We start from the raw sequence: 19075 nt of genomic DNA on the forward strand, positions 1-19075 counted from the left end.
TTTCCCTCTTTATCTCTGATCGCCCGGCAGCCAGCCATGAACACCCACGGTATCAACGCTGCGCACAACTGTAGCGGCGATGCAGGCCGCGTTCAGCTTGCCGTGCCGGGTGCGTCATCGCGTTCGCAGGGGTGCGTAGAGGTGTATCAAAAGCGCTGTGAAAGAGGGTTCGAGCACACGGTTGCCGTGGCCGCTCAGGTGGTCGGCATCGGCGAAGAGTGGTGTTTCGTTCGAGTCGTAGGCCGAGCAGGTGTTGCCCGGGCAAAGGATCGGCAACGGATCCCAGACGTTCAGCGCCGGGTATTCGCGGGTCAGTATCGTCAGCAGATGCATCTGCGGCGCACGTAGCTGCACTATCCGGTCGTGTTCCACGCTCAGTCCGGGCGTGCAGATCGGATTCATTCGGTTGAATGGATCCGAGCAGCGGTTCGCCGGGGCCTTGAAGACCGGCGACGGTGCGTCGATCAGTACGGTCAAGCCCGCCGCCTGCAGCGGTTCGAGCACGGCGTCGGCGGCCTGGCGCGCCGCTTGGGCGTGTTGCACAGTGCGCTCGCCGCGTGCTTGTTCGAAGATTGCGTCCTCGCCCTGCTGCCAATCGCGGCCCGCCAGCTCCGGCATGCGCAGGGACGCCAGGAACACCACATCGCCTGGCTTGGCGCGTGCCTGAATATCGGCCAACGCGCTGCTCTGCCAAGTCGCGCAGGCGGGCGGATCGGCATCCAGCAGGCTGACCACCGCGCAGCCGCCGCGTTCGTATTCCACCACGTCGATGCCCAATCGCAGCGAGACGATGTTGAGCATCGTGCGGTAGGCGGCGGTGTGTGAGTCGCCCAGCACGAAAAGCTGGCGCCCGTGCAGGGCCGGCTGGTCGATCTTTTCGATCGGCTCCCGAGGGTAGTGTCTGTAGGCATGCCAGGTGTAGCTATCGGCCACGGTACTCAGCGATAAACGCTCGGTGGAGTGGATTGTCCACGCCGCAATCCCGGCGCACAGCCCCATGGTACTCAGCCCACCGCACACCGACAGGCCCGCACGGCGATGCCACCACGTGCCGCCACGGCGCACTGGCATTTCGACCCAGTGGTAGGACGCCGCTGCCAGGCCGAACACCAGCAACGGGTAGGCCAGCTGGATCCACAATGCTTCCAGGCCAATGGTCCAGCGCAGGAATACCGCTACGGGCCAGTGCCACAGGTACAGCGAATATGACAGGCGCCCCACGTACGTCAGGGCTGGCCATTGCAAGACCGTCAGCAACGGGCCTGCGGGTCGATCGCTGCCGAGCACCACGGCGGCGATCAGCAACACCGTGCCCAGCACCGGGACTAGCGCCCATGGGTACGGGAAGCGTGCAGCCGGCGTCAGGATGAAGCCTGCCGCCAGCAACGCCAGCCCGGCCACCAGCATCGCCTGTCGATGCCACGGTTGCAGGCGAGTCAGGCGGCCTTGGCCAATGGCCTGGAACAGCAATGCACCAGCGGCCAGTTCCCAGAAACGGCTGGGCAGCAGATAGAACGCCGACAAGGGTGCGGCGTGGGTCTGCTCCGCGCACCAGGCCAGCGAGGCAAGGGTCAAGGCAGGCAGCAGGCAGCGCGCGATCACGCTGTTTTCGCGGTAGCGCAGCCAGAGCAGGATGACCGTGGGCAATAGCAGATAGAACTGTTCTTCCACGCCCAGCGACCAGGTGTGCAGATACGGGTTGAACTCGGCTTTCGGTGAGAAATAGGTGTCGGTCTGCCAGGCCAGAACCAGGTTGCTCAGCCCCACGAATGCGGCCAGGCCGGTGTCTTCGTTCTGGCTGCTGAGCCATACCGGGGGAACGATCAGCGCCGACATCAGGACACTGGCGGTGAGCACAAGCAATAACGCCGGAAGAATGCGCAGCAGGCGTCGTTGGTAGAACTCCAGCAGGAAGGTGCGCAGCGGCAGGCCGCTCGTTTGCGCCAGGGAGCGGCTGATCACGTAGCCGGAAATGACGAAGAACATGTCTACGCCGGTGAAGCCTCCTGGCAGAAAGCGCAGGAAATCGACATGGAAAACGATGACTGCAAGTACCGCGATCGCGCGCAGGCCATCGATGCCCGCAACGTATGGCAAGCCGGGAGTGGAGGACATGGTGCCGCCCTTTTATTGTTGGGCAGCGACCATAGAATGCCTGGGCAGGAAAACGCCAGATTGCATCTTTTCAGGATGTATCCCGAGCTCGCCTATTACTCGTGCACTGCCACGCCCTTGAGATACGCCGCAGGCTCCGCCCCCAGGTTGCTCAGCAGCCGCTCGCTGTACCAGTCGATGAAGTTCACCACGCCGAACTCGTAGGTCTTGGAGTACGGCCCCGGCTGGTAGGCGGTGGAGTTGATGCCGCGCTGGTTTTCCTCGGCCAGGCGGCGATCCTGGTCGTTGGTCGCGTCCCACACCTGGCGCATCCGCGCGACGTCGTAGTCCACGCCTTCCACGGCGTCCTTGTGCACTAGCCACTTGGTGGTGACCACCGTTTCCTGCGCGCTGATCGGCCACACCGTGAACACGATGATGTGGTCACCCATGCAGTGGTTCCAGGAATGCGGCAGGTGCAGGATGCGCATCGAACCCAGGTCCGGATTCTTGATGCGCCCCATCAGTTTCTTACAGCCGACCTGGCCGTCCAGCGTCATCGACAGCGTGCCCTTGAGCAGCGGCATGCGCACGATGCGGTTGCGCAGGCCGTGGCTGGCGTGGGCGTAGGGGATCTTCTCGGCATCCCAGGCGGCAGCCGAGGCGGCCACATGGTCCTTGAAGGCCTGGTCGGCGCGCGGGTCGGTGACGTCGTCCCATTCCAGCAGGGTCTTGAGCAATTCGGGGTGGGCGCCGCCGCAGTGGTAGCACTCGCGGTTGTTCTCCAGCACCAGTTTCCAGTTGGCCTTTTCCAGCAGATCGGTCTGCACCGCGACCTTGGTGTTTTCCATGTCGTACGGTTCCATGTAATGGTTCAGCGTACTGAGGAAATTGTCGATCGCAGGCGGGTTCTCCGCCAGGCTGATGAAAATGTAGCCGCCTGAGGTTTTCACATGCACGGGCTTGAGGCCGTACTGCTTCATGTCGAAGTCGGCGCCCATCTCGGTGCCGGCGAACAGCAGGCGGCCATCCAGCTCGTAGGTCCATTGGTGGTAATGGCAGACCAGCTTGGCCACCTTGCCTTTTTCCTTGGTGCACAGTCGCGAACCGCGATGGCGGCAGACGTTGTGAAAGGCATGCACCACCCCTTCGGCCCCGCGCACCACGAGGATCGGATTGCTGCCGATCTGCAGGGTGAGGTAGTTGCCCTTGGCCGGGATCTCGCATGTCATGCCGGCGATCAGCCATTCCTTGTTGAAGATCTCCTGCATGTCGATCTGGAACAGGCGTTCGTCGTTGTAGAACGGCTGCGGCAGCGAGAAGGTACGCTCGCGTTCCTGCAGCATCTGGGCGGTTGCCTTGCGTGCGGGTTCCAGCGGATCGCCCAGACTCAGGGTAGTGGTGGCATCCATCGTGTTCATCCTCATGGCCAGGCAGTGTGGCCGCGAAAAAAGTGGCTGTTACGGTTGTCGACGCAAGGCGGCTGAAACGACGTTCAGATGCGGTGGAGTGTGCGACTCGCCGCGCCACGAACCTTATCCATGGGCGACATGGCCAAATCCATTCCCGACGCTGCAGGCTAGGCGGCATGGGGCTGGTCGCCATGAGCATGTGGATGTCGCGGATGGGAATGTGGCGGTGGCGGTGCACCCGCAGAATCGCTGCACGCACAGTCGGCAGTCGACCTTGGAGACCAGCATGTCCAACCCCTTCCTGATGCCCGTCAATACCCAGACCTGGGCCAATGGGCGCCACATCGTTCGTTGCGTCAAGGTGATCCAGGAAACCTGGGACGTGCGCACCTTCTGCTTCATGGCCGACCAGCCCATTCTGTTCTTTTTCAAGCCAGGCCAGTTCGTGACCCTGGAGCTGGAAATCGAAGGCCAGCCGGTGATGCGCTCGTACACCATCTCCAGCGCGCCGTCGGTGCCGTACAGCTTTTCCATCACCATCAAGCGGGTGCCGGGCGGGCGGGTTTCGAACTGGTTGCACGATACCCTGCACGAGGGCCAGGAGCTGGCGGTGCACGGCCCGGTCGGGCTGTTCAATGCCATCGACTTTCCGGCACCGAAGATTCTTTATCTCAGCGGCGGGGTCGGTATCACGCCGGTGATGTCGATGGCGCGCTGGTTCTACGACACCAACGCCAACGTCGACATGGTTTTCGTGCACAGTGCGCGTTCGCCCAAGGACATCATCTACCACCGCGAACTGGAGCACATGGCCTCGCGGGTCGACAACTTCAGCCTGCACATCATCTGCGAGAAGCATGGGCTGGGTGAGCCGTGGTCGGGCTACCGTGGCTACCTGAACCACAAGCTGCTGGAATTGATCGCGCCCGACTTCATGGAGCGCGAGGTGTATTGCTGCGGGCCGACCCCGTACATGACTGCGGTCAAGCGCCTGCTGGAAGCCGCCGGCTTCGACATGACCCGTTACCACGAGGAATCGTTCGGCGCCACGCCGCCCGAGGCGCGCGCCGACGCCGTGGAACAGGCCGAGCAGGCCGCCGATGCGCCGGAAGTGGACGTCTCGGAACTGCACCTGGTGGAGTTCACCGCCAGCGGCAAGAGCATTCGCGTGGCGCCGGGCGAAACCGTGCACGCAGCGGCTTCCAAGCTGGGAATGATGATTCCCAAGGCCTGCGGCATGGGCATCTGTGGCACCTGCAAGGTGCTCAAGCTGGGAGGCGAGGTGGAGATGGAGCACAACGGCGGTATCACCGAGGATGACGAAGCCGAGGGCTACATCCTGTCCTGCTGCAGCGTGCCGAAGGGAGATGTGCGCATCGAGTTCTGATGTGCGATTGCGGTGTCAGTCGTGGTTTCGGACGACCGCATCGAAGCCGGACGCGGCTTGCGCCGCTGCTACAGGGGGTCGCGGTGTTTCTGAACGCCTGCGTCGAAGCCGGACGCGGCTTGCGCCGCTGCTACAGGGGGTCGCGGTGTTTCTGAACGACTGCGTCGAGGCGGGACGCGGCTTGCGCCGCTGCTACGAGGTATTGCGGTGCATCTGAACGACTGCGTCGAAGCCGGACGCGGCTTGCGCCGCTGCTACGAGGTATTGCGGTGCATTTGAACGACTGCGTCGAGGCGGGACGACGAGGCATTGCGGTATTTCTGTAGCAGCGGCGCGAGCCGCGTCGGCGGTGCGCGCGGTGTCTATGAGTGAACGCGTCCAGGCGCTCGGTGCTTACACCTTGAAGCGCGCCACCAGCCCGTTCAGATCCACTGCAAGGCGCGCCAGTTCGCCGCTGGCTGCCGTGGTCTGCGCCGAACCTGCAGCGGTCTGCACCGACAGGTCGCGAATGTTCACCAGGTTACGGTCCACTTCGCGTGCCACCTGGGCCTGCTCTTCGGCGGCGCTGGCGATCACCAGGTTGCGTTCGTTGATCTGCACGATCGCGCCATTGATCGTCTCCAGCGCCATGCCGGCGCCTTTGGCTATGTTGAGGGTCGACTCGGCGCGCTCGGTGCTGTTGCGCATCGAGTCCACGGCCTGCTCGGTGCCGCCCTGGATGCTGCCGATCATGCGTTCGATCTCGCTGGTCGACTGCTGGGTACGGTGCGCCAGCGCGCGGACCTCGTCGGCCACCACGGCAAACCCGCGGCCTGCCTCGCCGGCACGTGCTGCCTCGATGGCAGCGTTGAGCGCCAGCAGGTTGGTCTGGTCGGCCAGGCCACGAATCACGTCCAGCACCTTGCCGATGTCGCGCGACTCGGTTGCCAGGTTGCCAATCAGCTCGGCGGTGCTCTGCACGTCGCCGCTCATGCGTTCGATGGCGCTGACGGTTTCCATGACCAGGTCACGGCCATCGCTGGCCGACGTGGTCGCGTCCTTGGACGCCTCGGAGGTGCTCACGGCGTTGCGTGCCACTTCTTCGACCGCACTGGTCATCTCGTTGACCGCAGTGGCGGCCTGTTCGATCTCGTTGTTCTGCTGAGTCAGGCCGCGAGCACCTTCGTCGGTGACGCTGTTGAGTTCCTCGGCAGCCGATGCCAATTGGGTCGCCGAACCGGAAATGCGCTGCAGGGTATCGCGCAGCTTGCCCTGCATCTTCTGCATGGCCAGCAGCAACCGCGCGGCTTCGTCGCGCCCCTCGGCATGGATCGGCCGGGTCAGGTTGCCTTCGGCAATTGCCTCGGCCGCCACCAGTGCCTGGTCGATCGGCCTGACGATGCTGCGGGTCAACAGCCAGGCAAACAGGAACGTCAGCAGGGTCGCCACGATCAGCATGCCCACCACCCAAGTGAACGCCGAGCGGTATTCATCCTCGGCTTGTTGATTGATCTCGCGGGTTTGCACATTGTTGATCTTGACCAGTTTCTCGAGCACGGCATTGACCTGCTCGGAATTGCTCAGCATGTCGCTGTTGAGCATGGTCCGCAGCTCTTCCACCTGGCCGTTGGCCGAGAAGCTCTTCATGCGAGCTTCGAGCTGGCGATACTGGCCCAGCAAACGCTTGTAGTCATCGTAGGCCGCCTGCTCTTCGTCATTGGAGATCATTTTCTCGTAACGGGCCTGGGCCTGGTTGATCTGCTCGTTGCGCTGGTCGAACAGCTGCACGGTTTTCTGCTGGATGTCGGCTTCGCGATTGAGCAACAAGCGGTACGACAGCACACGCAGGCGCAGCGTCAGCTGGGTCAGCTCGTCCAGGCTGGTGATGCTGGGTACGGTGTTGTTCTCGATGTTCTGGCCGGCGGCGCGGATGTGGCTCATCTGGACCAGGGAAAACACCCCGAGCACGATCATCAGCACGCCGATGAGGGAGAAACCGAGCAGCGCGCGCGGGGCGATGTTCATGTTGCGTAAAGACATGTGAGGTTACCGAAAGGTAGGGCGCGTCCGTGCGACACAAGAAAGGGCTGCACGGCTTATCGGTCGAATGTAAAAAGTCTGAAGGGGACAAATTGCCGCAGGTGATGCGCGTCATCGCGAGCGCTCAAGCGATGCAGACCGATGAACGGGACGAACCGAACAGCGATTTGGGGGTCCATCGGGGTCCTATCAAAGCTGGCCCGGGCGAGGTTTTTTCTTTATCGTTCGCGCCCCTGACAAAGTGTTGGAAATAGCAAATGTTGGAAGCATCCCTGAATCAATTGGAAAGCCTGGTAAACGACCTGGTCAAGCACAACCGGGAACTGGCCGAACGCAATGCCCAGCTGGCCGGCGAGCTGGCCCAGGCCAAGGATGACAACGACACGCTGCAGCTCAGTCTGCTGGAACAGGAAGAGCAGCAGGGCGCGACCACCGCACGTATTCAAGCACTGGTCGAGCGTGCTACCGCGGCGGCGGTATGAACCTTGACGACGGGGTTGAGGTCTTCTCGATCCTGGGCAACGAATATTCAGTGAAAGCACCGCCCGGCGAACAGCAGGCGCTGCGTCAGGCGTTCGGCATGCTCGAGCGCACGCTGGCGCAGACCAAGCGCAGCCATCCGACATTGATCGGCGACCGTCTGCTGGTGCTGGCCGCGCTCAATCTATGCCAGCGCCAGGTCGAGCTGAGCCAGGGCCACGCCCATGCCATGGACCAGTGCAAGAGCAGGATCGACGCCCTGGTGAGTCGCTGCAGCGATACGCAGGACTGATTCAGCCAGGCGGCCGGTGGTGCTGCTGCGCAGACCACCGCCCAGCCCTCGCCGGTGGCTTGTTGTTCTTTGCTCTGCGAAAATCCTCATACTTTTCTGCCGGATGTTGACATGACTCCCCTCAAGAACGACCGCTTCCTGCGTGCCCTGCTCAAGCAGCCCGTTGACGTCACCCCGGTGTGGATGATGCGCCAGGCCGGACGCTACCTGCCCGAGTACCGCGCCAGCCGCGCCAAGGCCGGTGACTTCATGAGCCTGTGCAAGAACCCGTCGTTCGCCTGCGAAGTCACCATGCAGCCGTTGGAACGCTACCCGCTGGATGCGGCCATCCTGTTCTCCGACATCCTCACCATCCCCGATGCCATGGGCCAGGGCCTGTACTTCGAAACCGGCGAAGGCCCGCGCTTCAAGAAGGTCGTCAGTACCCTGGCCGACATCGAAGCGCTGCCGATCCCCGATGCGCATCAGGATCTGGGCTACGTCATGGACGCGGTCAGCACCATCCGCCGCGAACTCAACGGCCGGGTGCCGCTGATCGGCTTTTCCGGGAGCCCCTGGACGCTGGCCACCTACATGGTCGAAGGCGGTTCGTCGAAGGATTTTCGCAAGACCAAAGCCATGCTCTACGACCAGCCCCAGGCCATGCACCTGCTGCTGGACAAGCTGGCGCAGTCGGTCACCAGCTACCTTAATGGCCAGATCATGGCCGGGGCCCAGGCGGTGCAGATCTTCGATACCTGGGGCGGCAACCTGTCGGCCGCGGCGTATCAGGAATTCTCCCTGGCCTACATGCGCAAGATCGTCAGCGGCCTGATCCGCGAACACGAAGGGCGCAAGGTGCCGGTGATCCTGTTCACCAAGAACGGCGGCCTGTGGCTGGAAAGCATCGCCGACGCCGGCGCCGACGCGCTGGGCCTGGACTGGACCTGCGACATCGGCGAAGCCCGTCGCCGCGTTGGCCACAAGGTCGCCCTGCAGGGCAACATGGACCCGACCGTGCTGTACGCCAAGCCCGAAGCGATTCGCACCGAAGTGGCGCGGATCCTCGCCAGCTACGGGCAGGGCACAGGCCATGTGTTCAACCTCGGCCACGGCATCACTCCGGAAGTCGATCCCGAGCATGCCGGCGCGTTCATCAACGCCGTGCATGAGTTTTCAGGGCAATATCACGGCTGACATCCTGCCGTGTTGAATCTTGACGCGGCTTGCACCGCTGCTACAGAAACACCCGCCCCTGTAGCAGCGGCGCAAGCCGCGTCGGCGGTGCATGCGGTTCATTTGGACGCCCCCACCGGCTGCAACTTCGCCAGCCTCGCCGCCACCACCAACGCCACCGTCAACAACCCCGCAATGAACCCGCCCACACCCGTCCAGCCACCGTAGTGCCAGGCCATCCCTCCCGCCGTCCCGGCCACGCTTGACCCCGCGTAATAACTGAACAGGTACAACGAAGACGCCTGCCCCTTGGCCGTCAACGCACGCCGTCCGATCCAGCTGCTGGCCACCGAGTGCGCACCGAAAAAGCCAAAGGTGAACATCAGCATCCCCAGCAGGATCACGGGTACCGGATTGAACAGGGTCACCAGCAGGCCTGCGAACATCAGCACGATGCTCATCCAGAACACCCTGCGTCGGCCATGCTTGTCGGCCAGCGAGCCCACCTGCGCCGAGCTGTAGATGCCGGCCAGGTACACCACCGACAGCAGCCCCACCAGCGCCTGGCTCATGTGGTAGGGCTCGGCCAACAGGCGGTAGCCAATGTAGTTGAACAGCGTCACGAAGCTGCCCATCAGCAGGAACGCTTCGAGAAACAGCCACGGCAGGCCGGCATCCTTGAAGTGCATGGTGAAGCCTTCCAGCAAGCCACGTGGGTTCATCTTGCGGGGGCGGAAGTTACGCGATTCCGGGAGGATCCTGACGAAAACCGCCGCTGCGACCAGGGCCAGGCCGCCGACCACCAACAGTGCAGTGTGCCAACTGACGAAGTCGATCAGCACGCCGGTGATCAGGCGTCCGCTCATGCCGCCGATGGCGTTGCCGCCAATGTACAAACCCATTGCCAGACCGATGTGTTGCGGATGAATTTCCTCGCTCAGGTAGGTCATGGCTACCGCAGCCAGGCCGCTCAGGCTCAATCCGGTCAAGGCGCGCAGCAACAGCACGCCGTCCCAGGTGGGCATCAAGGCACTGCCGAGGGTGCACAGCGCTGCGCTGAACAAGGCTGCCACCATCACCGGCTTGCGTCCGACACTGTCGGAAATCGGCCCGGTGATCAGCAATCCGATGGCCAGCATCCCGGTAGCCACCGACAGCACCAGGCTGCTCTGGGCGGCGTTGATGCCGAACTCGTGGGACAGGATCGGCATCATGGGTTGCACGCAATACAGCAGGGCAAAGGTGGCGAAGCCGCCGCTGAACAGGGCGAGTACCGTGCGCAGGAACTGCGGGGTGCCTTTTTCGATGTACTGCTCGTTGAACTGAGCGGCGTTTTGATGAGGGGTATCAACAGCTTGCGCAGCAGGCGCGACAGCAGTTTTCACGGTGACCTCGGGAGGGGGGCGGCAGGAGTTGAAAAACTATATAGCCGGCTAATGATTTCTGCCAACACTAGCACCCAGACTGCAGGAAATTGTAGGAAAAATCCGAGAATGAACGTCCCGGCGCGCTAGCAACTGTAATATTCTGGCCGCTACACTCGAGGCTTTGCCTGTCATGGAGGGATATAGATGCGGCGCGTGGTGTTCAATCAGAAGGGCGGCGTAGGCAAATCCAGCATTGCCTGCAACCTGGCGGCCGTCAGTGCCAACGAGGGCTTTCGCACGTTATTGATCGACCTCGATGCCCAGGCCAACTCTACCCAGTACCTCACCGGGCTGACGGGTAACGATATTCCGATGGGCATCGCGGACTTCTTCAAGCAGATCCTGTCGTCGGGTCCGGCCAGCAAGAAAGGCAAGGTGGATATCCATCAAACGCCCTATGACAACCTGCATGTAGTCACGGCTTCGGCGGAGTTGGCTGATCTGCAGCCCAAGCTGGAAGCCAAGCACAAGATCAACAAGCTGCGCAAACTGCTCGACGAGCTCAGTGAAGATTATGATCGGATCTATATCGACACCCCGCCGGCGCTGAATTTCTATGCGGTGTCGGCGCTGATCGCTGCGGATCGGGTGTTGATTCCCTTCGATTGCGACAGCTTTTCCCGGCATGCGCTCTATGGTCTGCTGAGTGAAATCGCTGAGTTGAAAGAGGACCACAACGAGGGTCTTGAAGTCGAAGGTATCGTCGTCAACCAGTTCCAGCCTCGGGCCAGCCTGCCTCAGCAGATGCTCGACGAACTGATCGCCGAGGGCCTGCCCGTGCTGCCGGTGTATTTGAACAGCTCGGTCAAGATGCGCGAGTCCCATGAGCTGAATATCCCATTGATCTACCTGGACCCGCGACACAAGCTGACCCAGCAGTTCGTCGAGCTGCATGACCTGCTCGAACAAGCCTGACCTCCCACCCCTGTGATCGACCGTGGGAGCGTTCTGCGGCCGCGAATCAGGCACCGCGATCTGCCTGATCCACCGAGGCGTTCGCCGACGCGGCTTGCGCCGCTGCTACGGGCACCGCGATCCGCCTGACCTACCGCGCCGTTCGCTGACGCGGCTTGCGCCGCTGCTACACGCACCGCGATCAACCCAATGGCGGGCCTTGCTCAATCCCCTGTAGCAGCGGCGCAAGCCGCGTCCGGCCTCGATGCGGTGCATCAGGTTGCTACAGGTTGGCGATACCCTGGGCACCGAGCCAGGCCAGCAACTGTGGCAACGGCATCGCGCCGCTCTGCCGCGCCACTTCTCGACCATTCTTGAACAGGATCAAACTCGGTATCGAGCGGATGCCAAGCTGCGTGGACAGCTGCGGGTTGGCCTGGCTGTCCAGCTTGGCCAGTCGGCATTGGCCCTGCAGTTGCTTTGCCGCCTGCTCGAACACCGGTGCGAAGGATTTGCATGGCCCGCACCAGTCGGCCCAGACGTCCACCAGCAGCGGCAGATCGCCCTTGATCTGGCTGGCATAGTCGCCTTGAGTCAGCTCGAAGGGTGTATCGAGCAACACCGCCGCCTTGCACCGCCCGCATTTGGGCTGGTCGGTCAGGCGCAAAGCAGGAATGCGATTGAGCCCGTTGCACTGCGGGCAGGGGATTACCAGTGAGTCGCTCATGTCCGGCTCCGATTTGAAAGATGGCCCCTGCGTATCTGGAGGCAGAAAGATCGGTTATCAACCCAAGCGCCACAGCCTACTCCGAAGGAGCGGTCATCGGCCGCGAAGGGCAGGATGCGGTCTGCCTGATGCACTGCGGTGCAGCGTTCGCGGCCAGTGTTGCTCACGACGAACAACTGATCTCCAGATGCTTGCCCCACTCTGGTGGCCGTTCGGCGTAACTTTCCATGCCCGGCTGCGCTTCGAATGGATTGCAAAGCACCTGGTGCAGGCGGCGCACCTCCGAATAGTCACCGTCTTCGGCCGCATCGATGGCTTTTTGCGCCAGGTAATTGCGCAGGATGTACAACGGGTTGACCTGGTTCATGCGTTCCGTGCGGCCTTCCACCACATCGCGCTCCATGCGCGCCTGGTAATCGCTTGCCCAGGCATCGAAGCCCTGGATATCGACGAAATCATCGCGCAGCACGGCCAGCGAGCCATCCTCACCCAGGCGGCGGAAAAACAGGTTGTAGTCCACACCGCTGTTCTGCATCAGCCCCAGCAGACGTTCTAGCAACGCCTTGTCGCCCTCTTCGGCCAGGGTGAAACCCAGTCGCCGCCGCATGATGTCCAGCCAGGCCGGCTCGTACAGCGGCAGGAACAACCCCAGTGCTTCCTGCAGCGCCTCCACGCTGATCAGCGGCGTCAACGATTGAGCCAGGGCACTGAGGTTCCAGTGCGCCACGGGCACCTGGTTGCTGAAGCTGTAGCGGCCTTGATGGTCGGAGTGGTTGCAGATGAAATTCGCATCGAAATCGTCGAGGAAGGCGTACGGCCCGAAGTCGAAGGTAATGCCCAGGATCGACATGTTGTCGGTGTTCATCACCCCATGACAGAACCCGTAGGCCTGCCACTGGGCGATCAGTTCGGCGTTGCGCTCGACGACTTCGCGGAACATGTCGAGGTAGGGTTCGGGCTGAGTTGCACAGCCGGGGAAGTGGGCTGCCAGCACATGGTCGACCAGCTGTTTCTGCAGTTCGGGTTGACGGGTGTAGTAGAAGTACTCGAAGTGCCCGAAACGCACATGGCTGGGGGAAAGGCGCAGGAGCATGGCAGCGCGTTCCTGTTTCTCGCGCCACACCGGAGTGTCCGATGCAATCACGCACAGTGCGCGACTGCTGGGAATGCCCAAGGCATGCAAGGCTTCGGAAGCGAGGAACTCGCGGATCGAGGAACGCAGCACCGCCCGGCCATCGCCCATGCGCGAGTAAGGCGTCTGCCCGGCACCCTTGAGGTGCAGGTCCCAGTGCTCGCCGGCCTCGTTGTACACCTCGCCCAGCAGCACCCCGCGGCCATCGCCCAGCTGTGGCGTGTAACCGCCGAACTGATGGCCCGAGTAGATCATCGCCCGTGGTTCGGTCTCGCTCCACAGTTTGTGCCCGCTGAACAGCTCGGCGAACAGTGGCGTCCGGGCGCATGCCGGGTCCAGGTCCAGCAGGCTCATCGCCGCATCGCTGGCCACTACCAGCCGTGGGTTGTCGATCGGCTCGGGCAGCACGTGGGTGGAGAAAACGTCGCCCAGGCGGGCGAAGCGGTTGTCGAAGATCAGTTCGTCGAGGCCTTTCATGTGCGTTCTCCGTTGGCGCGGTGCGCTCAATCAAGTTTCGAGGGCGGTGGCTTGGGTGCTTCCACGGCCTGGGGGGCGCTCGGTGGCTCGGCCGGCGCAGGCGTCGCCGCCGGCTGCAGGGTGCCGGCACTTTCTCCAGGCTCGGCGGGCACCAGCTTGTACTCGCGGCCGGTGGTGTTCTTCAGGTAGATCTCCATTTGCCGGAACGAAATGTTGATGTTCTGGCGCTTGAATTCCTTGTTGATGAAGCGGTTGATCTCGTCCAGGACCGGGTTGCGGTCACCCAGGTCACGCACGTGCATGCGCAACTCGTGGTCCAGGGTGCTTTCGCCGAAGTTGAGGAAATACACCAGTGGCTCCGGGTCCTTGAGCACCCGCGGGTTGTCCCGCGCAGCCTTGAGTAGCAGCGTGCGCACCAGGTCCAGGTCCGAGCCGTAGTCCACGCCCAGCTTCAACGTCACCCGGGTGATGGTGTCGGTCAGCGACCAGTTGATCAGTTGCCCGGTGATGAAGGTCTTGTTGGGGACGATGATGTCCTTGCGATCGAAGTCGGTGATGGTGGTGGCGCGAATGCGGATCTTGCTCACCGTTCCCGACAGGTTGCCGATGGTGATGGTGTCGCCGATGCGCACCGGGCGCTCGAACAGAATCATGATGCCGGAAATGAAATTGGCGAAGATCTCCTGCATGCCGAAACCCAGCCCTACCGAGAGCGCCGCGACCAGCCACTGCAGCTTGTCCCAGCTCACCCCCAGGGTCGACAGCGTGGACACGAAACCCACCCCGGCGATCACGTACGACAACAGCGTCGTGGTGGCGTAGGCGCTGCCCTGGGCCAGGTTGAGCTTGGACAGCACCAGCACCTCCAGCAGCCCCGGCAGGTTGCCGGCCAGCACGAAGGTGATACCGATGATCACCGCCGCACCGATGAAGTCGCTGAGGCTGATCGGCACCATGCTCATGGCCGCGCCGGTGCCGCTGGTGTACTCGTACAGGGTGATGTTGTCCAGATAGGCGAATACGCTGATCAAATCGCTCCAGACCCAGTACAGCGCGCCGATGAAGCCGGCCAGCAAGGCCAGACGCACCAGGCGCAGGGACTGCTGGTTGACCTGCTCGATGTCCAGGGTCGGCTCTTCGGCGACTGCTTCGCCTTCGCCGCTGTCCTTCGCCGTCTGCCGCTTGGCCAGTGCCCGTTGGTAGGCCAGGCGCCGGGCGGCGACGCTCAGGCCACGCACGAATGCGGCTTCGATGACCAGCCAGATCATCAGCAGATACAGGGTGTCGATCAGCCGGTCGGTGAGCTTGAGCGCCGTGTAGTAGTAGCCAAAACACACAGCCACGAACAGCGCGATCGGCAGCGCGGTGAACAACAGGCCGATGGTACGGCGGAACAGTGAAGCGCTCTTGTGGGTCGGGCTGCTGACCAACAAGCGTCCCAGCAGCCAGGCCATCAATGCGTAGCAGGTCAGCACCACGGCAATGCCGAGCACGTCATCCGCCAGCGCCGAGGGTTGCAGTTCGGCCACCGCCACCACCGACACCAGCGCCAGCACGACGAAGCCCAGCCGGCGCACCCAGCCCTGGAGGAAGGCCACCTGCGCACGCTCCCAGCGAAAATGCAGCTCGGCCACGCCGCCGGGGGCAAGGATGCGATAGGCGGTGTAGAACACCAGCCAGGCCTGGGCGATCTGCAACATGGCCGCGCCAAGACCGGCATTCTGCCCGCGAGCATCGATCAGCAAGGCGTAGCCGCACAGGGCCAGGCCCAGGGCCATGGGCATGGCCAGCAGAATGTTGATCAGAATCGCCGCCGGTGTGTGCCATTGCCGGTCGCGCTTGAAGTGACCGATGTCCTGATGCACCGCATTGAGCTTCTGGTAGAGAAACTTGCGCTTCCACTGCAGCAGGCCGATCACCAACAGCAGGGGCAGGAACAGCAACGGCCGCTGCACCAGGCCATCGGTCAATTCGCTTACGCTCGATGCCCAGGGCAGGGTGGTGACCTGGTTTTCCAGGCGTCGCGGCACGGCTTTGAACCACTCGTCATCCAGCGGCTTGTTACTGGGGATCCAGAACATCTGCTCGTCCAGCGTGGCACGCAGGCCTTGCGCGGTGCTGAGCAGTTGCTTCTGATTGAGCTGCAGGGTGATCGACTCGTTGAGCAGTGCGCTCAGCTCCCGGTTCAGGCGTTCGAGCAGGTCGCTGCGGGTGACCGCCAACTCCAGCAGGCTTTTGCGCAATTGCGGCGCGTTCTGGTCCTGTGGCTGATTGACCATCAGGTTGTCCACGTACGCCGCCGGGTTGCCGATGGCTTCGCGCTGCTGGTTGACTTCGAACTGATACAGGCGGATGTCGGCGATCTCGTCGGCCAGGTCGCGATCGACCTTCAAGTGCGGCAACGCCTGCTTCTGTTTGTAGAGAATCTTGGACAACAACAGGCTGCCCTTGAGCACGCTGATCTGCTCGTCCAGGGCCTGGTCGCTCTGCGTCACGCTGTCCAGCTGCTGGCGGGTCTTGAGGTTCTGCTGGGTCAGCTCGTTGAGCCGGTCGGTGCTGCGCAGCAGGTAGTCGGACAGCTTGACGTTGGTTGCACTCTCCGTGGCCAGCACGCTGCTGCCGCCGGCTTTCTGTGCTTCCAGCGACTGCTTGGTGACGGTTTCCTGGGACTGCGCCAGGCGCTTCTGGTTGATCAGCGTCTGCAGGTCCTGGATTTCCTGCTCCAAACGGGTGGTCTTCTCCAGCACCAGGTCGTGACGGGCATTGCCCAGGTCCTGCAGGGTACTGTTGCCGGCCAGCTCCTGGCGGCGCAGATTGATCAAGGCATTGATCGACGCCTGTTCGGCCGCCAACTGGTTGCGCGTGTCGGGGGTCAGCGCCTTGCCGTCGTTCTTGCCCAACTTGAGAATGCCGCTGATCTGCTGGATACGGTTCTGGCTGGCGCTGATTTCGGTCTGCGCGCGTTCCGGGCGGGTCTGCGCGGTGATGATCAGGCTGTTGGCATCGGACAAGGCCTTTTGCAATTCGCCCTGCTCGGTGGTGCGCTCGCTGAAGATCTGCTCCAGCTGCGGCACGCTCAAGGTGGCATAGCGCTGGCTCACAGGGATGATCGGCATGCCCTTGAGACGGCTCAGCTCGCGCTGCGCCTCCAGGGTCTGCTTCGGCGCATCGGCCAGTTGCTGCTTGAGCTCGGCCAGCTTGCGTTCATTGTCGGCCTGGTTGCCAAGCAGCCCCAGGGTCTGCTCGAACACCTGCTGCAGCGCCTTCTGGTCGGCTTCTGGCAGCTTGCGCTCGGCGATCTTGTCGAGGTTCTGTTGCACCGTTTCACGGTTGAGGGGGTCGGCAGCCTGAACGCCGGCGACAGCCATGCACAGCCCCAGTAGGGCTGCGGAAAGAAAATTGCGCATAGGTTAGACGTCGTACAGCTCGAAGAGAGATGGGCAGTTTAGAGGAAGAGTCCAGGCCCTGGACCACTTCCTTCGCGGAATTTGACGCCCACTTTCATGATCCGGTTCCCGTGCATGACCGCATTGCCTGACGCAGGCCAGGCTATGTCACGTGAACAGTCCGGTTCATGCGCCTTCGGTCCGTCGCACAGTCTCGGGCGGGGCCGGACTGCGGCCCCGACCAAATCGCTGGAGCCAGAGCCCTTCGAGCCAGTCTAGGCATCTTTAAGCAGAGACGTGTCGCCGGGCGGCTCGGTGCCACATTCCGGCTCTTTCTCAGGGCCGGAGCTCGCACTCACTCCAGCCCGAGGCTCCCTGAGCGTCAGCAGATCTGCAGGCGGCGCAGGCAGACGCATCTGGGCAATTTGCTGATCGGCTGCCGTTGAAAGAGGCATCCCCCAGGCGCGCACGAAGGCTCGCAGATCAGCCCAAGCGGCCATGCTCCCAAACAGTGCTAAATTATCGAACGATTGGGCTCGCGAGGGCGTTGTGCTCCAAGGGCCCTGCTCACGGGCAATCCGGTTCAACCGTGGCCAAAAAGCGTCGCCGAACCCGAGGCGTAGTTGCTCCAGGGCCGCCAGACGCTCGAACGCAGACAGCTGGGTTATGTCCAGATCAGCCGCGGCCTGCTTTTCCAGCGCATTGTCCCAGGTGTCCTTGCCGTTCGCGCCGGGGTGAGTCAGATTCGACCGCACACCGAATACCCGCTGGGTCGCCATGGCGGAGAGGTTGTTGGTCACTTCGCTGAAATCGTTGGGCAGGTAGGCGCGCATCTGGTTCTGATGACCTATTTCGTGAGGCACTGCCCACTCTGCCTTGAGGCGCTCGGGTTCAAGCAGCCCTCGTGCATACGCCATGTTGTACGCCGTGTATCCGTTGGAGGCATGGGCCGATCCAGCGCCACCGTGGTTACCCAGTACAAGGTGATATTTCAGCGGAGCCGGTGCATGGAGTTCTTCTGCCTTGTCCAGACCCAGTAACGTCTCTTGCACGTCAATGATGCGCTCGTAAGTTGCCATCAGCAGCGGTATGTCACTGTTCTTGTAAGCTTGCGCCGACGCCCGATCGACGGTCAGAACGACCCGGGCACTGTACAACTCCACGTACGGGGTTGGCCGCGCATCGAGCATAGCGTGATAGACCGCTGTTGAGGTATTGCCGTGCTCGAAGTAGGGAAGTTCCTGTGCACCCAGAATGATGACATTGGCGGCGTTTATTTCATTGGCCAGTTGGAAGTAGATGACCCCTCCACCAGGATCGGTAATGGTATTGGTGCCAAGTTGAAGGGGATAAGTTCGTTGCTGGGAGTATTGCGTGTCCGTGTCGGCGTAAGGGGCGCCAATGAACAGGTTCATCGCGATGGGCGGGGTGTCCGTGTGTACCACGATCACTTTGAAAGCGCTATTCTTGGGGGCGTAGAAACCTGTTGGTTGCCGGTTCATCAGGGGAAAGCGCGTACCCAGTCGATACACGGCCGCGAAACGGTCCACGGTGGCCTCGAACGTCGCCCAGCGGTGCCTGCGGATGCCTATGGAGCCATCGCCCTGGGTGACCAGCCGGAAGCGCTGGTTCAAGTTGCCGGCCACCAGGATCTCCATGGTCGGTGTCTGATGATTGAAGGTCAGCACGTACCCTGTCAGTACTGACTGGATCGATACGGTGTCATCCGAGTAGCGCCTGATTCGGAAACGTTGTGTGCGAACGTCTTCTTCCGGCTGCGCCCACAATCGAACGCCGTCGGAACTCAAGTGGTAACGTGTATAGCGGTTTTGCACGAATTGATCTTCACCAGCGTTCCCGGTCAACAGGAAACTTTGTGACTGGGAGCCGTTGTACAGTCGCGCATTTACCGCTGCGTCTTGAAAAGAAAGTACGGTATCCGGGAGCATGGGCTTGGCCTGATGGAAGTTGAGACATAATCAGGCTAGCAGGGTCAATGTAATGGTCGCGCCAGCGGAAACAGCAGAAACCAAAGGGGGAGGGGCGTCGCAATGTTGCACACTGTTCGCAACTTGCTGAGTAGAAAAGGTATTCCGCTTCAGTAGTTAAAGTCTGTACAAAGTTGGGGGGCTGAATGTTTTTTTACAGGATGAACGGTCGTATTGGTGTTGTTGAGTACGCAGACCGTTCATT

Annotated in this window: 13 protein-coding genes and 1 pseudogene; 5 read left to right on the forward strand and 9 right to left on the reverse strand. The window is 62.2% G+C overall.

Going from position 1 to position 19075, the window contains the following annotated elements; all coding sequences use genetic code 11:
• Window positions 1–114: 114 nt before the first annotated feature.
• Together IFT76_RS17585 and gbcA are read right to left on the reverse strand one after the other, a co-directional pair.
• Entirely contained in the window at window positions 115–2115 is a 2001-nt protein-coding gene (locus IFT76_RS17585) for an acyltransferase family protein (RefSeq protein WP_192059516.1), read from the reverse strand.
• A gap of 95 nt (window positions 2116–2210) precedes the next feature.
• Window positions 2211–3506: a glycine-betaine demethylase subunit GbcA gene (gene gbcA, locus IFT76_RS17590; RefSeq protein WP_122480123.1), complete on the reverse strand. Its 1296-nt coding sequence runs from the start codon at window positions 3504–3506 to the stop codon at window positions 2211–2213.
• A gap of 286 nt (window positions 3507–3792) precedes the next feature.
• Here gbcA and gbcB point away from each other — a divergent pair, with 286 nt between their 5' ends.
• Window positions 3793–4893: a glycine-betaine demethylase subunit GbcB gene (gbcB, locus tag IFT76_RS17595; protein ID WP_122480122.1), complete on the forward strand. Its 1101-nt coding sequence runs from the start codon at window positions 3793–3795 to the stop codon at window positions 4891–4893.
• Between the two features lie 393 nt (window positions 4894–5286).
• On the opposite strand, the gene IFT76_RS21080 is transcribed toward gbcB, so the two are convergent.
• Both IFT76_RS21080 and IFT76_RS21085 read right to left on the reverse strand, forming a co-directional pair.
• Window positions 5287–6159 (reverse strand): methyl-accepting chemotaxis protein, encoded by an 873-nt coding sequence (locus tag IFT76_RS21080; RefSeq protein WP_425312018.1) that lies wholly within the window; start codon window positions 6157–6159, stop codon window positions 5287–5289.
• Window positions 6142–6912: pseudogene (locus tag IFT76_RS21085) on the reverse strand (MCP four helix bundle domain-containing protein); the annotation flags it as partial. The gene IFT76_RS21080 and the pseudogene IFT76_RS21085, both read right to left, overlap by 18 nt.
• A 257-nt stretch (window positions 6913–7169) precedes the next feature.
• On the opposite strand from IFT76_RS21085, the gene IFT76_RS17605 reads away from it, so the two are divergent.
• The 3 genes from IFT76_RS17605 (at window position 7170) to hemE (ending at window position 8860) form a co-directional block, all read left to right on the forward strand.
• Window positions 7170–7394 (forward strand): hypothetical protein, encoded by a 225-nt coding sequence (locus tag IFT76_RS17605; RefSeq protein WP_185794775.1) that lies wholly within the window; start codon window positions 7170–7172, stop codon window positions 7392–7394.
• Window positions 7391–7684 (forward strand): cell division protein ZapA, encoded by a 294-nt coding sequence (locus IFT76_RS17610; protein ID WP_122479777.1) that lies wholly within the window; start codon window positions 7391–7393, stop codon window positions 7682–7684. Before IFT76_RS17605 ends, IFT76_RS17610 begins: the two co-directional genes overlap by 4 nt.
• Window positions 7685–7795: 111 nt before the next feature.
• Entirely contained in the window at window positions 7796–8860 is a 1065-nt protein-coding gene (gene hemE, locus IFT76_RS17615) for a uroporphyrinogen decarboxylase (RefSeq protein WP_185794776.1), read from the forward strand.
• Window positions 8861–8958: 98 nt separating this feature from the next.
• Here hemE and IFT76_RS17620 read toward each other — a convergent pair whose 3' ends face one another.
• Entirely contained in the window at window positions 8959–10224 is a 1266-nt protein-coding gene (locus IFT76_RS17620; RefSeq protein WP_192059517.1) for an MFS transporter, read from the reverse strand.
• A 186-nt stretch (window positions 10225–10410) separates the two neighbouring features.
• Between IFT76_RS17620 and IFT76_RS17625 the strand changes: the two genes are divergently transcribed.
• Window positions 10411–11181 (forward strand): ParA family protein, encoded by a 771-nt coding sequence (locus IFT76_RS17625; RefSeq protein WP_122479774.1) that lies wholly within the window; start codon window positions 10411–10413, stop codon window positions 11179–11181.
• Between the two features lie 262 nt (window positions 11182–11443).
• Here IFT76_RS17625 and trxC read toward each other — a convergent pair whose 3' ends face one another.
• The 4 genes from trxC to IFT76_RS17645 all read right to left on the reverse strand — a co-directional run bounded on the left by trxC (window position 11444) and on the right by IFT76_RS17645 (window position 18831).
• On the reverse strand, window positions 11444–11887 hold the full coding sequence (trxC, locus tag IFT76_RS17630) for a thioredoxin TrxC (RefSeq protein ID WP_122479773.1): 444 nt from the start codon (window positions 11885–11887) through the stop codon (window positions 11444–11446).
• A gap of 163 nt (window positions 11888–12050) precedes the next feature.
• Window positions 12051–13496 (reverse strand): protein adenylyltransferase SelO, encoded by a 1446-nt coding sequence (selO, locus tag IFT76_RS17635; RefSeq protein WP_192059519.1) that lies wholly within the window; start codon window positions 13494–13496, stop codon window positions 12051–12053.
• A gap of 26 nt (window positions 13497–13522) precedes the next feature.
• Window positions 13523–16903 carry a mechanosensitive channel MscK gene (gene mscK / locus IFT76_RS17640; RefSeq protein WP_122479771.1) on the reverse strand — a complete coding sequence of 1127 codons (3381 nt, stop codon included), beginning with the start codon at window positions 16901–16903 and terminating at the stop codon, window positions 13523–13525.
• Window positions 16904–17157: 254 nt separating this feature from the next.
• Window positions 17158–18831 carry a M60 family metallopeptidase gene (locus IFT76_RS17645; RefSeq protein WP_192059521.1) on the reverse strand — a complete coding sequence of 558 codons (1674 nt, stop codon included), beginning with the start codon at window positions 18829–18831 and terminating at the stop codon, window positions 17158–17160.
• Window positions 18832–19075: the final 244 nt, after the last annotated feature.

Origin of the sequence: Pseudomonas sp. CFBP 13727 (assembly GCF_014841915.1) — a bacterium.
GTDB lineage: Bacteria > Pseudomonadota > Gammaproteobacteria > Pseudomonadales > Pseudomonadaceae > Aquipseudomonas > Aquipseudomonas baltica.